This window comes from Shewanella violacea DSS12 (assembly GCF_000091325.1).
GTDB lineage: Bacteria > Pseudomonadota > Gammaproteobacteria > Enterobacterales > Shewanellaceae > Shewanella > Shewanella violacea.
In genome coordinates this window covers 63,590-77,894 of sequence record NC_014012.1, presented here as the reverse complement: position 1 = coordinate 77,894, position 14,305 = coordinate 63,590, and the positions used below count along the sequence as shown (strand labels likewise).

At 45.1% G+C, this 14,305-nt stretch carries 14 protein-coding genes and 2 pseudogenes; 6 read left to right on the top strand and 10 right to left on the bottom strand.

What is annotated here, in order from left to right; genetic code table 11:
- Positions 1-364 precede the first annotated feature (364 nt).
- The gene (locus SVI_RS00315) at positions 365-919 is read left to right on the top strand and encodes a gamma carbonic anhydrase family protein (protein ID WP_013049361.1); all 555 of its coding nucleotides are present in this window, start codon (positions 365-367) and stop codon (positions 917-919) included.
- Between the two features lie 65 nt (positions 920-984).
- Here the strand turns inward: SVI_RS00315 and SVI_RS00310 are convergent, their stop codons facing one another.
- The 7 genes and pseudogenes from SVI_RS00310 to SVI_RS00290 all read right to left on the bottom strand — a co-directional run bounded on the left by SVI_RS00310 (position 985) and on the right by SVI_RS00290 (position 4,902).
- Positions 985-1,248: a DUF1488 family protein gene (locus SVI_RS00310; RefSeq protein ID WP_013049360.1), complete on the bottom strand. Its 264-nt coding sequence runs from the start codon at positions 1,246-1,248 to the stop codon at positions 985-987.
- Positions 1,245-2,069, bottom strand: coding sequence for a shikimate dehydrogenase (gene aroE, locus SVI_RS00305; protein WP_013049359.1), 825 nt, complete (start codon positions 2,067-2,069; stop codon positions 1,245-1,247). Before aroE ends, SVI_RS00310 begins: the two co-directional genes overlap by 4 nt.
- 232 nt (positions 2,070-2,301) lie before the next feature.
- A pseudogene (locus tag SVI_RS21770) lies at positions 2,302-2,403 on the bottom strand (coproporphyrinogen III oxidase); the annotation flags it as partial.
- A gap of 77 nt (positions 2,404-2,480) precedes the next feature.
- A pseudogene (locus SVI_RS21730) lies at positions 2,481-2,588 on the bottom strand (coproporphyrinogen III oxidase); the annotation flags it as partial.
- Between the two features lie 69 nt (positions 2,589-2,657).
- Positions 2,658-3,575, bottom strand: coding sequence for an oxygen-dependent coproporphyrinogen oxidase (gene hemF / locus SVI_RS00300; RefSeq protein WP_013049356.1), 918 nt, complete (start codon positions 3,573-3,575; stop codon positions 2,658-2,660).
- Between the two features lie 104 nt (positions 3,576-3,679).
- Positions 3,680-4,237: an L-threonylcarbamoyladenylate synthase gene (locus SVI_RS00295; protein WP_013049355.1), complete on the bottom strand. Its 558-nt coding sequence runs from the start codon at positions 4,235-4,237 to the stop codon at positions 3,680-3,682.
- A gap of 101 nt (positions 4,238-4,338) precedes the next feature.
- Positions 4,339-4,902 carry a DNA topoisomerase family protein gene (locus tag SVI_RS00290; protein WP_013049354.1) on the bottom strand — a complete coding sequence of 188 codons (564 nt, stop codon included), beginning with the start codon at positions 4,900-4,902 and terminating at the stop codon, positions 4,339-4,341.
- Positions 4,903-5,029: 127 nt separating this feature from the next.
- Here SVI_RS00290 and SVI_RS00285 point away from each other — a divergent pair, with 127 nt between their 5' ends.
- Positions 5,030-6,802, top strand: coding sequence for a collagenase (locus SVI_RS00285; RefSeq protein WP_041419532.1), 1,773 nt, complete (start codon positions 5,030-5,032; stop codon positions 6,800-6,802).
- 302 nt (positions 6,803-7,104) lie between these two features.
- Here SVI_RS00285 and SVI_RS00280 read toward each other — a convergent pair whose 3' ends face one another.
- From SVI_RS00280 to SVI_RS00270, 3 genes are all read right to left on the bottom strand, one after another.
- Positions 7,105-7,578, bottom strand: a complete 474-nt coding sequence (locus tag SVI_RS00280) for a DUF494 family protein (protein ID WP_013049352.1) — start codon at positions 7,576-7,578, stop codon at positions 7,105-7,107.
- Positions 7,579-7,580: 2 nt separating this feature from the next.
- Positions 7,581-8,600 carry a DNA-processing protein DprA gene (dprA, locus tag SVI_RS00275; protein WP_013049351.1) on the bottom strand — a complete coding sequence of 340 codons (1,020 nt, stop codon included), beginning with the start codon at positions 8,598-8,600 and terminating at the stop codon, positions 7,581-7,583.
- Positions 8,601-8,794: 194 nt separating this feature from the next.
- Positions 8,795-9,895 (bottom strand): LysM peptidoglycan-binding domain-containing protein, encoded by a 1,101-nt coding sequence (locus SVI_RS00270; RefSeq protein WP_013049350.1) that lies wholly within the window; start codon positions 9,893-9,895, stop codon positions 8,795-8,797.
- Between the two features lie 181 nt (positions 9,896-10,076).
- Between SVI_RS00270 and def the strand changes: the two genes are divergently transcribed.
- Genes def through trkA form a run of 4 tightly spaced genes read left to right on the top strand, consistent with a single transcriptional unit; the run spans position 10,077 to position 14,252 of the window.
- Complete coding sequence (gene def, locus SVI_RS00265; protein WP_013049349.1) at positions 10,077-10,589, top strand: peptide deformylase; 513 nt, start codon at positions 10,077-10,079, stop codon at positions 10,587-10,589.
- Positions 10,590-10,596: 7 nt separating this feature from the next.
- Entirely contained in the window at positions 10,597-11,556 is a 960-nt protein-coding gene (fmt, locus tag SVI_RS00260) for a methionyl-tRNA formyltransferase (protein WP_013049348.1), read from the top strand.
- Entirely contained in the window at positions 11,556-12,833 is a 1,278-nt protein-coding gene (gene rsmB / locus SVI_RS21305; RefSeq protein ID WP_013049347.1) for a 16S rRNA (cytosine(967)-C(5))-methyltransferase RsmB, read from the top strand. The genes fmt and rsmB overlap by 1 nt, the downstream gene beginning before the upstream one ends.
- A 9-nt stretch (positions 12,834-12,842) precedes the next feature.
- Positions 12,843-14,252, top strand: coding sequence for a Trk system potassium transporter TrkA (gene trkA, locus SVI_RS21300; RefSeq protein ID WP_013049346.1), 1,410 nt, complete (start codon positions 12,843-12,845; stop codon positions 14,250-14,252).
- Positions 14,253-14,305: the final 53 nt, after the last annotated feature.

Here is a 14,305-nt window from a genome sequence, read left to right as displayed (position 1 = left end):
GTGTCCACACAGATTTCTTGTTTTGTATTGTTAAAGAGCGTGGTGCTAAGTAGCACCGCCGTTGACGCTAGGTCGTTGGCTTGAGGAGGCGTATTCTACACTCTCCGTGGTTGGCGTCAAGGGCTTTTAAAAAATTAATTTCAACCGCTTACTTATTGCCCTGACTGGGTTTCAGCTTCGTTTAAGAAGACTGGTTTGCCGTGTCAGTGGATGCGCATTATAGGGGGTTTCGATGTGGGCACAAGAGCTAATATGGAGTTAATTGCCTTTTCATGTTCGTTTGAATACAAATTAGTCTGACCTCCTACTTTTTAAGCATTATAATGCCCAGATTACGCTTAAAACCTATATTTAAGGAGTTTCCGTGCCTGTTTCATTAAGAGCCTATAAAGGGGTAAGCCCTCAATTCGATGATTCTGTATATCTAGACGATGCCTGTGTACTCGTTGGTGACATATTTTTAGATACTGATTCTAGTATTTGGCCTTTAGTCGCCGCACGCGGTGATGTGAATCATATGAGAATTGGTAAGAGGACCAATGTGCAAGACGGTGCAATTCTTCATGTCACACGTAAGTCTCCCTCTAACCCAGATGGTAACCCTCTATTAATAGGAGATGATGTCACCATAGGGCATAAAGCTATGCTTCATGGTTGCACAGTAGGTAATCGAATCTTAGTCGGTATGGGAGCCATCATACTGGACGGTGCTATATTGGAGGATGATGTGATCTTAGGAGCTGGCTCCTTAGTTCCTCCGGGGAAGGTACTTAAGAGTGGTCACTTATATGTAGGTAGTCCGGCAAAACAGGTCCGAACCTTGACCGAGGCAGAACTTAGGTTTCTACCACAGTCAGCCGATAATTATGTTCGACTCAAAAATGAATATTTAAATGAAGAGATTGTCACCCCAGTTTAGTTAAAGACCAGTCTTCAGTGATAAAAATATTAGGCCTTTAGCAAGCCCGGGAAAAGTGAGGCGAGTTAACACCAGCTCACTCCCCCATCCTCATCGAACATCTCCTGTTCGATGAGCTCTTCAAAATAATCTTCTATATCGAAACGGCATACTTCGAAAGCTGCAAGCACCTCGACTTCCCCAGTCAGCTCCTCACCATGCAACTTAGTTAATCTTGGCAGGCTTATTCGACACTGTATATTAGCTCCCTGAACCTGAGCCGGAAAAACAACCTCTTGCTTAGTATCATTCCAATCTTGTAAGTCCGGAAATAAAACACTCTGATTCATTCTGCATCCAACTTTATTCTTAATGCATCTAAAGCAGTTAACACCTCAGGCTTAACACCACGCCACAATTCAAAACTCTTAGCAGCCTGACCTACTAACATGCCTAATCCATCGACTACACTAGTTGCTCCCAAGGATGAGGCCCACGTATTAAACGCAGTTTTTTGCTTGCTATACATCATGTCATAACAATTCGTGTCTCTATCTATGACGGACTCGGGGATCTGTGGTACATCACCAGATAAGCTTGATGAAGTAGAGTTGATGATTATATCGAATGAAGCAGTAAGCTCATTGGTCGCTATGTGGCTAATGTTTCCGTATTCGGCGAATAGCTCCGCCAGTACTTCGGCCTTCTTGTGAGTTCTATTGTGGATACATAGTTCTGCTACCTCAGCATTTAACAAAGGTAGAATACATCCCCTTGCCGCACCACCAGCCCCCAAGAGCAGCACTCGCTTACCAGCAAGACTGCCAAAGTTGCGCTCTAGATCCGCAACCAGACCTAAACCATCGGTATTGTCACCACGAACACGACCGTTCTCCAATAAGGTTAAGGTATTTACCGCTCCTGCCAACTGAGCCAATTCACTCAACTCATCACATAAATTAAATGCCTGCTCTTTAAAGGGTACGGTAACATTGGCTCCCTTACCCTTATTAAGCCAAAACTCCGACAAGCTTTTTTCGAAACCATCGATTGGAGCCAGTAAGGCCTCATACTTGAGTACTTGATCTGTCTCTTCGGCAAATAAACCATGGATGAATGGAGATTTACTGTGTGCTATCGGGTTTCCAAAAACGGCATATCTGTCAGTCATAATTTATCTCAAGAATAGAATGCTAGCTGATTAAGCCTTAGTCTCGCCCAGTGTGTAACCTGGTGCAATTGATAATTCATATCTTGTTATACTCTGGCTCTCCAATATCGACTAGATATTGAGATTTAAGATCCACAGTATAGGGAAGCTATTTATCAGGCTATAAGTGTATTAGCCGACAATATTAGTAACCAATAATCTTAAAAAATGCTAATTGGTTACGCCTAATTAACTACTTATTCAAACCCAGCCAGTCTCTCGGCTTAAGGAAATCTGTATAAAGCAAAGCTTCCGGTGATCCAGCTTCTAGTGTGTACATATATTCCCAACGGACCTGATTGCGGGGCAAAGTGGCATAAGCATATGTTTCAGTTAATGCCTGCGCCACCTGCTATTCAATCAAGACTAACGCTACTTATTTAAACCCAGCCAGTCTCTTGGCTTAAGAAAATCTGTATAAAGCAAAGCTTCCGGTGATCCAGCTTCTGGTGTGTACATATATTCCCAACGGACCTGATTGCGGGGCGAAGTGGCATAAGCATATGTTTCAGTTAATGCCTGCGCCACTATCAATACACCTGAGTGCTACTAATTCAAACCCAACCAATCTCTCGGCTTAAGAAAATCTGTATAAAGCAAAGCTTCAGGTGATCCAGCTTCTGGTGTGTACATATATTCCCACCGGACTAAGGGTGGCATAGACATCAGAATAGACTCGGTTCTACCACCAGTTTGTAATCCGAATAAGGTACCTCTGTCATACACTAGATTAAATTCGACATAGCGCCCACGGCGGTAAAGTTGGAAATCACGTTCCTTCTCACCATATTCAGTATCTTTACGGCGCTTAACGATTGGGGCATATGCGGTTAAGAAGCCAGTACCTACCGCTTGCATAAATTCGAAGCTAGTATCGAAACCTTCTTGGTTAAGATCATCGAAAAAGAGCCCACCGACACCGCGAGTCTCATCTCTATGGGGCAAATAGAAGTATTCATCACACCACTTCTTATATTTTGGGTAAACCTCATCACCGAATGGGTCACAGAAAGACTTCGAATGTTGGTGCCATTCAATGACATCTTGCTCGAATGGGTAATAAGGAGTCAGATCGAATCCCCCGCCAAACCACCAAACCGGATCAGCTCCCTCTTTAGATGCAATAAAGAAACGCACGTTTGCATGTGTCGTAGGGATATAGGGATTATTAGGATGAATTACCAATGACACTCCCATAGCCTCGAAGCTGCGGCCTGCAAGCTCCGGACGATGGGCAGTTGCTGAAGCAGGCATAGCTGCACCTGTCACATGGGAAAAATTAACACCGGCTTGCTCGAATACGGCACCTTTGGTTAATACCCGACTCGTACCACCGCCACCTTCTTCGCGCTCCCAGGAGTCAGCCTTAAACACTCCCTTACCATCGAGCTGTTCCAGGCCTTCACAGATTTGCTGCTGCAGAGCGAGTAAAAATGATTTTACTGCACTGATGTCAGGTACAGGCATATTGATTCCTTTTCTTTTATATTTATAAGCAGGCACATTTATCGCGTCTTCTAGCTAAGAGGATTTATCGAACTGCTTTTATTTAAGTGCTTTTATTTAAGTGCTTAACGTAAGACCTTGCCACTGAGGGCGTCGATAATTGTCGAAGGGTTAGCCTCACAGCCTAACTTCCCGGTGACAACCCCAGCGATCACACCTTCAAATTGCATGGTCACTTCATCCACACTCATCGCAGGTTGTTGGCCAGTAATATTAGCACTGGTAGACACCAGTGGTTTACCCAGCTTGTTACAGATAGCTTGTATTCCAGGATGAGCCGAGACCCTAACCGCCAATGAATTAAAGTTGCCACAGAGCAACTTAGAAATATCGGATCTTATAGGCATGATGAATGTGAAGGGGCCGGGCCATTTGGAAAAAGCAAATGCTAACTGCTTTTCAGTCAACTGAGTGTCATCAAGGTAGGGCGCAATTTGAGAGTAATCACTGGCGACTAAGATCAAACCCTTCTGCCAAGGGCGCTGTTTTAACGCGAGTAACTTCTCTATCGCCACATCATTATCAGGATCGCAGCCCAGGCCATACACGGCTTCGGTTGGATAGGCGATCACACCTCCGTTTTCAATCACCTCAGAAGTTTCTGATGGATCTAACTGCAACATGTATAGCTACCTTCAATAATATTTAATAAGGTTTAAATTTAGCCATGAAAGAACTTACCCCACCACTAAGTAGAGTTCACTGGCGGGATTATACAGAGAGCTTAGATTGCTCTTTTATATTTACATGTCTTCTTCGGACACTCCAAGCGAGATCCTGCCGCCCCTTTCCTCTCGACTAGAATACCAAAATCACACTCGGGACAGGCTTCGGCTACAGGTGGGTAGTTAACTAAAAACTTACATTTAGGATAACCACTACATGCATAAAAGCCTTTACCAAATCTATTGGTTCTATGCTCTATTTTTCCGGTATTACAACTTGGACAAGCAATCTGATCTTCCGGCTCTTCCTGATCATGCTTTTCGATATGCTTACAATCGGGGTAATTTGTACAGCCAATGAATATACCAAACCGTCCAGATTTTACCGCCAGTTCATGGCCACACTCGGGGCACTCTGAACCTGGAATAACTTGAGTCTCAATTGACTCATGTTGCACTAGCGGCCGGGTGTAATCACATACTGGATAGCTATTACACCCAATGAACCCACCATGTTTACTATGCCGAACCGATAGCTCGCTGCCACACTTAGGGCAGAGTTCATACTCTTTCTCTAATGCGTGTTCATGGGAACTAAACAGTTGATCATCTATTTTAGACATGGGGTTCTCAGTTAAATCGGGTATTAGTCATTTTACCAAGCAAAGCCAGTACAGGGAAATAATTAACACTAGGTTTATATAAACAATGTAAGTATATTGTATGCAAAAATACAATAGGATGAATCTTATGTTGCGCAAGTCAGTTTTGGCTCTTGCGATAGCCCTCCCAGCTCTTGTAGGACTATCGGCCTGTAGTACCTCACCTCAAATCATCACAGACACGAGTCTATTACAGAAAATTACTCAAGCATCAGACGAAAGTCTATTCGACGCCAGTAGCCCGCTACTCACTCAAAGTGCCTTCGAACAAGTTGCAGCCAGATTAAATACCACAGCCAGTTTGTCTGAAGCCAATAGCCTACTCTACTATTTAAGAGCTTTTAGCTACTTCGGCCCAGTAGATGAATTAGATGACAATAGCTTTACCTTGCTAACATCTGGATTAAGCAATTTAGCATCTAGTGAGATTTTTGTTTCATCTGCCCGACTTCAAGAGCAGTTTGCCGTCACTCTATATCGCTACTACGCCAATAACGAGCAAGCGAGTGCACTAGCAAGATTAATTCCTCTTCTCGATAATCAATTCATCCAACTCGCTAAGAGTCCCAGTGATCAAGAAAATGATTATGCCCTATGGGAAACACTAAGGGCTTACGGATTACTGCTCAATGTCGCGAGAAAAGATAGTGAGGGTGAGCTTAACAAGCTACTACTAGGTCTAGAGTTGGATAAGACCTTATTGGCTTTTTCTGGCTCAGATAACAGCATACGTAATGATAAAGACTGGCCTAAGCGTAATGCTTACTGGGCACTAGGCCTATATCGCTTAGCGCTACCTGCCAGTGAAGATGCTAACGCCACTGAAGATGAAGCAACTTTAGATAAGGCCGTAGCCGATATAGCGAGGCAAGATATAAGCGTCAGAGGCGATGCTGCAAAGGACGCCTATACCTTAGGTTATCACGTGAACTCATTTGCAGGATTAGAAGAGTGTGAGAAAAATAGTGATATCTGCCGCATCCCTGAGCTAAGCGAAGTACTGCCTATCGAGCATCATTGTACTGATGGCCTATTTATTCTGGCACAGGATTTAAACGAGCAGGAACTGGCCATCAGCTGTACTAAGCTCACCTCTCAGGAATCTAATTTTCATACTTTATTAGAAACCAATAATCAGCCAACGGCTAACGATTTTAATGATGCACTCAGAGTTATAGCCTTCAAAAATTGGAGTCAATATAACGCTTACGGCCAGTTGTTATTCGATATCAGCACTGACAACGGTGGCATGTATATAGAAGGCACACCATCTAAGCCTGGCAACCAGGCGACTTTCTTTGCCTACCGCCAGTTCTGGATACAACCTGAATTCGCCATCTGGAACCTCAATCACGAGTACGTGCACTATCTAGACGGACACTTCATCAAGTATGGCGGCTTCGGTCACTTCCCGGAAAAGATGGTGTGGTGGTCAGAAGGATTAGCCGAATACATCTCTAAGGGTGATGACAACGCCAAAACCTTGAGCATTGTGAAAAAGAAACTCGATGAGGCGCCAAGCCTGGAAGAGATCTTCGCCACTGAATATAAAGACGGCCTGGAGCGAACTTATAGCTGGAGCTATATGGCAATTCGATTCTTGGCCGAGAACTACCACAAAGACTTCGTTCAGCTGAGTCAGTATCTTAAAACTGACTACTTCGAGGGCTATGAAGAGTTACTTGCAGAATTGACTCAACATCAAGATGAATTTAGCAGCTGGCTAGGGGCTCGAGCAGAGCAATTTGATGATAGCGAAGATCAAGCTAAGCCTAGACTGCACAAACAGAACCGCTACAGCTATCGTGATTACTTAGCTCCGCTTCACCTGATAAAAGATGGTGCTCACAAGCATTATTAATAAGTCAGGGATCTAAGCTCATTTATGGGCTTAGGTCCGAGTTACACCAGCGGGAAATGCCAAGAACATTTACGGCCGGACACAACGAACATTTATATCCATCCATGGTAAATTTTCATAAGTGTTCCGGACACAAATCCCCTCTAACGCTATCCCTGCGCTCGGGGATAACTCTTATGAATCAAAGAGGTCCATGTACAAAGTCTATTTATTTCCATCCATGGCAAATAGACATAAGTGTTCCGGACACAAAAAAGGAGGCCTAGCCTCCTTTCTTTTTGTCACATGAAGTGAAGAGATAATTATGAATGTAATCGACCATCTGGCTGCTCAAAGATAAGATCTTCCATCTTTTCATAGGCAGACTCATTACCTGGTACATTAAATAGCACCATAAGCACTACCCACTTGAGGTCTTCCAATATTAACATTGGCTCATCAAGCTCCATAACACGATCGATAACCATCTCACGAGTTATAACGCTTAGCACTTTTATCTGCTCTAGAAACAGAAGAAAACCTCTACACTCGACATCAAGCTTATCCATCTCATTCTGAGTATAAATTCTGAAAGAGTGTTGAGCATGATCACACAGGTAAGGCGTATCCCCTTCCTGTAGCTCGGCTAGATGTTCAAGCCAAGAGATAGCTTTAATTATCTCGGACTGATGAAAACCAGCGCGGGTGAGCTCTTGTGTAAGCTCATCTTCATCCACTAGAAACTCTACTTCACTGTGAACATAGTTTTCAAATAGATACATGAGGATATCAAACATGGCTAGCTCCTCTTTAGTCTTATATAACCACCGGGTACTACAGCGACCCAACCTTGTAATTCAAGTTCAAGCATTTGCTCTAATACTAAATCTATGGCCTTTCCACTATGCTCAACCACATCATCTATTGTTGTGGTCTCATATCCTACACTAGCTAACAGTGAGGCAAATGGCAAATCAATGGCCTTAACCTCCTCTATATGGTGACGCTTTCTCAGTTCTTCAAGGTGAAATTCAGATAAAGCTGTAACTTCTTCTATTATATCGGCCGCATTCTCTACAAGCTTTGCCCCATCTTTAAGAAGATCATGGCAACCTTGACTCTGACCAGCCAAAATATTGCCCGGAACCGCGAATACCTCACGCCCTTGGTCCAGAGCCAATTTAGCGGTAATAAGTGAACCGCTTTTTCTGCAAGCCTCTACCACTAAGGTTCCTAAAGATAGACCGCTGATTATCCTGTTTCGTTTCGGAAAATTACCGGCAAAAGCTTGAGTACCGGGCCAAAACTCACTGACTATAGCCCCATGGTGCTGAATTTCTTCATAGATTGTCCTGTGCCTGCGAGGATAGATAACATCGACTCCCGAGCCTAAAACTGCCAAGCTTCTGCCATCATTATCGATACAGCCTTGGTGAGCCGAGCCATCGATACCCACGGCCATACCACTCACTACCGCAAAGCCCAGACTCGTTATCTCTGAAGCAAGCCGATAGGCTACCTGCAGCCCAGTCTGTGACGCAGCCCTGCTTCCCACTATCGCAATGCCTGGAAATTTCAACCCATGGAGATCTCCTTTGACGAATATGATAGTTGGCGGATCGATTATCTGCTTGAGCAGATGAGGATAGTCGGGATCGTCTAGAGTCAGTATATAATGGTTATCGGCAGCTTGTTGCCACAACAGGGCTGACTCTACGCGAGCAAAGTCGGGAGTGAGTGAACGCTTAAGCAGACTCTCAGGTAGAGGAAGAGCATCGGGTTCATGCTCTAGCATCTGCCTGAGTTCTTCTACATCCATGTAGTTAAGCAGTTGTCGAATACGGGCGGGTCCTAGCCCAGGTACAGCATTAACAACTAGCCAATCGACCAGTTTATCGGTAATTCCTTCACCTCAAATTTATCATTAGTAAAATTAGAACCAGAATCAACAGATAATCCTTCACCTGCCAAGCCGTTAATTAGTCCAAAGATAGTGCTTTATTCACTTACTCTTTATTCACTGATTAGGAGTGAATCCGGTGTTACTAACTTATCTGCAACTCTCACGGGTCTCTCATTGATCATGATGAGCCCCATGCTGGTCTTGTCGAACACCTTAAATACCATCAACTTGCCTCGATAGATATCCGGCATTTTGATCGAGTTAGTCGAAGATACGCTCGAAAACATAGCCTCATATGAACTACGCTCTTGGGGCAGTACAGGCTGGCCATCCCCATTAATAACTATATCTTCTCCATCTCTGAAGATAGAGAAGACATGACCGGTTTCGACGCCATCTTCACGGCCTTTATCCAAATACAAAACATCGAGTTTGCCCATCTCACGATAATGTTTCTCTGAGGCTAACACAGATGCTGGAGATGAAATTTTGGCTGCTCTAGGCACAAAGTAAGCAGACATTAATGAGTCTTCTTCGATCAGCAGCACTCGGCTGCCAGCGACCGTTTCACGGAAATTACTCAGTAACTTAACTTTGGAGATAGGACCGGATTCTATAACGCGACCACTGGCGGTTAATATTACCTCGACGCCAAGAGAGTCCCCCTCCTCGCTGTTAAATTCACGACCTTGTTTATAGACACCAAATTTATCCCCCATGGTAAGTTCAGCTTGAATATAGATCACATCACCAACCACATGGAGTCTGGAGTCACTCTCACCACCTAACACCATAGGCTGGGTTTCGAACCAGTCGCTGTCCACGACCCTATTCTGAACCAGATATGGTCTGATTAACGCGAGATCAATGGCTGGGATGGCAGAATCTTTAGCCATGATTCTGCCTTGAGGAGACTTACGAATATGAGGTTTAACCACAAGCCTAGGTTCACCATCAATAAAGACCAAGGTTAGCCTGTCACCTGGATAGATGAGATGGGGATTAGCGATTTGAGGGTTAACTCCCCAAAGTTTAGGCCAGCGCCAAGGATCTTTAAGAAAGTGGGCAGATATATCCCAAAGGGTATCTCCCTTCTTTACCACATAGGAGTCGGGATGCCCTGATTTCAATGTCAGGGTATCGGCGAACACAAAAGAGCAATTTAATAAAATTAAACCGAGTAAAATTAATCGTTTCATCGGGGTTCCCACGCTGTTTGTTCTCTATATGACAAACTCTTCCTTACAGGAAGCACTCGAAAGATAAAACTAGTTTGGTGATATAGAGAGCTTTTGCTGTTATTGATTGCCACTAAGGATTAAAATTGACCCATTAGCTAAAGTCAGTATAACTAACTGATAAAGATTTGACAGACTTGTTAAGAGTTTAAGTATGAGTTTACTAAAAGTTTTACGTTTTCCCGATGAAAGATTACGCACGTTTGCAAAGCCTGTTACAGAGTTTAACACTGGCCTGCAGACTCAAATCGATAATATGTTCGAAACCATGTACGAAGAGAAGGGGATTGGCCTAGCCGCTACCCAGGTCGATTACCATAGGCAATTGATTATAATGGATCTTCAAGATGAAGAAGAAAGACCCAAAGTCTTCATTAACTTGGAAATTGTTGCCAGCAGTGGTCACTTTTCCAACGAAGAAGGCTGTCTTTCGGTACCCGGGATCTATGCCGACATAGAGCGTGCCGAACATGTCACCATTAAAGCTCTGGATCGAGATGGTAATGAGTTCACTCTCGAAGCCGATGGCTTATTAGCCATCTGTTTACAGCATGAGCTAGACCACCTCAAAGGCAAGTTATTTGTCGATTACCTGTCGCCCTTAAAGCGTCAGCGAATCAAACAAAAGCTGGAAAAAGCCGCACGACTAGAAGCAAAACAGGGATAGCCTTATCTTGAAACCATTAAATATCGTTTTTGCCGGTACTCCGGACTTCGCTGCTCGCCACCTGCAAGCACTAATAGACTCTGAACATAATGTTATTGGTGTCTATTCTCAGCCTGATCGCCCAGCAGGAAGAGGAAAAAAATTACAAGCGAGTCCAGTAAAAATCTTAGCGCTGGAACATGACATTCCTGTTTATCAGCCTAAGTCCTTACGTGATGAAGCGGCCCAGCAGGAACTCAGCGGCTTAAATGCTGACCTTATGGTTGTCGTCGCCTACGGTTTAATCTTGCCACAAGTAGTTTTGGATACCCCAAGACTCGGCTGTATCAATGTCCATGGCTCAATTCTTCCTCGCTGGCGCGGCGCCGCGCCGATACAAAGAGCACTCTGGGCCGGCGATAAAGAAACAGGTATCACCATAATGCAGATGGACATAGGTCTGGATACCGGTGACATGCTACTCAAGACTCAGCTTACTATCCAAGATGATGACACCTCTGGGAGCCTCTATGACAAATTGGCACTACAAGGACCAGATGCGCTAATTCAAGCATTAACTGGTCTGGCAAAGGGTGAACTCCAAGCCGAGAAGCAAGATGAAACTCTGGCGAACTACGCCAAGAAGCTAAGTAAAGAGGAAGCAGAGCTGGATTGGAATAAACCTGCACTGCAACTTTGGCGCGAAATACGCGCCTTTAATCCTTGGCCTATTAGCCACTTCAGTCACAATGACGCCAGTATCAAGATCAGACAAGCTAAAGTCAGTGAATCTATTAGCGATGCACCGGCAGGCACCATCATCTCAGCCGACAAGAACGGCATAGAGATAGCAACAGGTGAAGGCGTGCTGAGTTTGCAAAATATGCAGTTACCGGGTAAGAAACCCTTGAGTGTCGGTGACATTCTCAATTCTCGCGGTGATTGGTTTACCCCAGGCACACGCTTAAAAAACAAAGAGGCTAGTTAATGAACTTGCGCGCACTGGCGGCAAAAGTCGCATTTCAGGTTCTTGAGAAAGGAATCTCGTTATCCGTTGCCCTTCCAGATCAACAGAAACACCTAGAGAGTGGTAAAGATAAGGCCCTACTTGCAGAGCTTAGCTACGGCGTGATGCGCCACCTGCCCCAGCTGGATAAGCTGGTCAGCGACTGCATGAGTAAGCCATTAAAAGGCAAGCAGAGAATCGTTCACCAACTGCTGCTTATAGGTTGCTATCAACTCTACTTTACCCGAATTCCTAGTCATGCCGCGATTTCAGAAACAGCTGAAGCCTGCCGACAGCTTAAATTTGAAGGTCTGGTGAAAGTCGTTAATGGTGTACTGCGTAACATTCAGCGTCAGGAAAAACCACTACCCACAGATAACGATACCTTAGCCTTCAACACTCCAAGCTGGATTGTTAAGCGCCTTAAAGCCGCTTACCCTGAAAACTGGCAAGAGGTTATCGAACAGAGTCACCAACGTCCACCAATGTGGCTACGTAATAATAAACGCTCACAGACTCGAGATGAGTATCTTGCCGCCTTAGCCGAAATAGACATACCTGCATCCGCCGGCAAGAGTAGCGATGCTATCTTACTCGAGAGCCCGAGAGATGTAGCACAGCTGCCAGGTTTTGACCAAGGCGCAGCCTCGGTTCAAGATGGTGCCGCTCAATGGGCTGCCACGTTACTGGCACCTAAAGATGGTGAGCTAGTACTCGATGCTTGTGCCGCGCCCGGTGGTAAGACTTGCCATCTATTAGAGCTGGCAAACATCCAATTGGTCGCCGTAGATTTCGATGAAAAGCGTCTCGAGCGTGTGCAACAGAACTTAGATCGTCTATCACTCGATGCCAAGCTAGTTCATGGCGACGCTGCCGATATAGATTCCTGGTGGCAAGGTGACAAGTTCGATCGCATTTTACTCGACGCCCCTTGTTCGGCAACGGGTGTAATACGTCGTCATCCAGATATAAAGTGGCTAAGAAAACAATCCGATATTGATGAGCTTGCCGCACTTCAAAGCAAAATTTTAGATCATTGCTGGCAGTGGCTTAAGCCAGGTGGCACACTCCTGTATGCAACTTGTTCGATTCTCCCCCAAGAGAATGAACAGCAGATCCGCTCATTTTTAGAAAGAGCCGATGACGCCACACTCATTCCTATCAGTGAACAGCCCCATCCAGACGATATTGGCTGGCAGATCACACCGGGAACAGAGAATATGGACGGCTTCTATTACGCTCGGCTAGTAAAGGGATAAAGCAAGGCCATGAAGATTATCATTTTGGGTGCCGGTCAGGTGGGCGGAACACTGGCTGAAAACTTAGTCGGTGAGAACAACGACATTACTATCGTGGATAACGATAAGAATCGATTACGCTCATTACAGGATAAGTATGATCTACGAGTCGTAGTCGGCCATGGTGCACACCCAGATGTACTCAAGGAAGCGGGTGCCGAGGATGCCGATATGCTGATCGCTGTGACCAACAGCGATGAGTGTAATATGGCGGCCTGTCAGATCGCTTATACCCTGTTTGGCACACCGACTAAGATTGCCCGGATCCGCTCTGAGCAATACTTAGCGCTTAAAGATAAGTTGTTTCTCAGCAGTGAAACCAAACAGAGTGATAATCGAACCCGAGGTGGATTCATTATTGATGAACTAATTGCTCCAGAGCAATTAGTTACCTCCTATATTCGCCGTCTGGTGGAATACCCTGGCGCCTTGCAGGTATTAGAATTTGCCGAGGGCCGTCTAAGCTTAGTCGCGGTGAAAGCCTATTACGGTGGTCCCTTGGTGGGTAATGCCCTCGCCACTCTGCGCGAACATATGCCTAATATCGATACTCGAGTTGCAGCTATCTTCAGGCAAGGCCGCCCAATCATGCCACGCGGAACCACTATCATAGAAGCCGATGACGAAGTCTTCTTTCTTGCCGATAGTCGTCATGTACGTGCTGTGATGAGTGAAATGCAAAAACTGGATAACTCCTACCGTAATATCATGATTGCCGGTGGTGGTAATATCGGCATGGGACTCGCCAAACAGCTACAGCGCAACCACTCGGTTAAGCTTATCGAGCATAGACAAGAGCGTGCCGAGGAGCTTTCCGAGCGATTGGAAAATACTACAGTATTTTGTGGTGATGCCTCAGATCAAGAACTCCTGCTCGAAGAAAATATCGATCAGACCGATGTATTTATTGCCGTCACCAACGATGATGAAGCCAATATTATGGCCGCACTGCTCGCTAAGCGCATGGGTGCCAAGAAGGTAATGGTGCTGATCCAGCGTGAGGCTTATGTGGATATCGTGCAGGAAGCCAATATCGATATCGCCATATCCCCACAGCAAGCCACCATCTCAGCTCTTCTGACCCATATCCGTCAGGGCGACATCTGTAACGTCTACTCCCTACGCCGTGGAGCCGCCGAGGCCATTGAAGCAATCGCACACGGTGATTCCAAGACCTCTAAGGTAGTAGGTAAGAAGATAGGCGATATTAAACTGCCGCCGGGTACCACTATCGGTGCCATAGTCCGAGATGAAGAGGTGCTGATGGCTCATGACAAGACAGTCATAGAGCAAGGCGACCATGTCATCCTCTTCTTGGTAAACAAGAAATTTATCGGTGAAGTAGAGAAACTCTTCCAACCGAGTGCATTCTTCTTTTAAGGTCTTCCAACCTGTTTATTTATTGCGGCTTACTCTAATGGTTAGCCGCTAAT

Excerpts from the sequence above, each read along its gene's own strand:
- SVI_RS00310 (WP_013049360.1), bottom strand. The coding sequence starts at position 1,248 with ATGAATCAGAGTGTTTTATTTCCGGACTTACAAGATTGGAATGATACT.
- aroE (WP_013049359.1), bottom strand. The coding sequence starts at position 2,069 with ATGACTGACAGATATGCCGTTTTTGGAAACCCGATAGCACACAGTAAA.
- hemF (WP_013049356.1), bottom strand. The coding sequence starts at position 3,575 with ATGCCTGTACCTGACATCAGTGCAGTAAAATCATTTTTACTCGCTCTG.
- SVI_RS00295 (WP_013049355.1), bottom strand. The coding sequence starts at position 4,237 with ATGTTGCAGTTAGATCCATCAGAAACTTCTGAGGTGATTGAAAACGGA.
- SVI_RS00290 (WP_013049354.1), bottom strand. The coding sequence starts at position 4,902 with ATGTCTAAAATAGATGATCAACTGTTTAGTTCCCATGAACACGCATTA.
- SVI_RS00285 (WP_041419532.1), top strand. The coding sequence starts at position 5,030 with ATGTTGCGCAAGTCAGTTTTGGCTCTTGCGATAGCCCTCCCAGCTCTT.
- SVI_RS00280 (WP_013049352.1), bottom strand. The coding sequence starts at position 7,578 with ATGTTTGATATCCTCATGTATCTATTTGAAAACTATGTTCACAGTGAA.
- dprA (WP_013049351.1), bottom strand. The coding sequence starts at position 8,600 with ATGGATGTAGAAGAACTCAGGCAGATGCTAGAGCATGAACCCGATGCT.
- def (WP_013049349.1), top strand. The coding sequence starts at position 10,077 with ATGAGTTTACTAAAAGTTTTACGTTTTCCCGATGAAAGATTACGCACG.
- rsmB (WP_013049347.1), top strand. The coding sequence starts at position 11,556 with ATGAACTTGCGCGCACTGGCGGCAAAAGTCGCATTTCAGGTTCTTGAG.
- trkA (WP_013049346.1), top strand. The coding sequence starts at position 12,843 with ATGAAGATTATCATTTTGGGTGCCGGTCAGGTGGGCGGAACACTGGCT.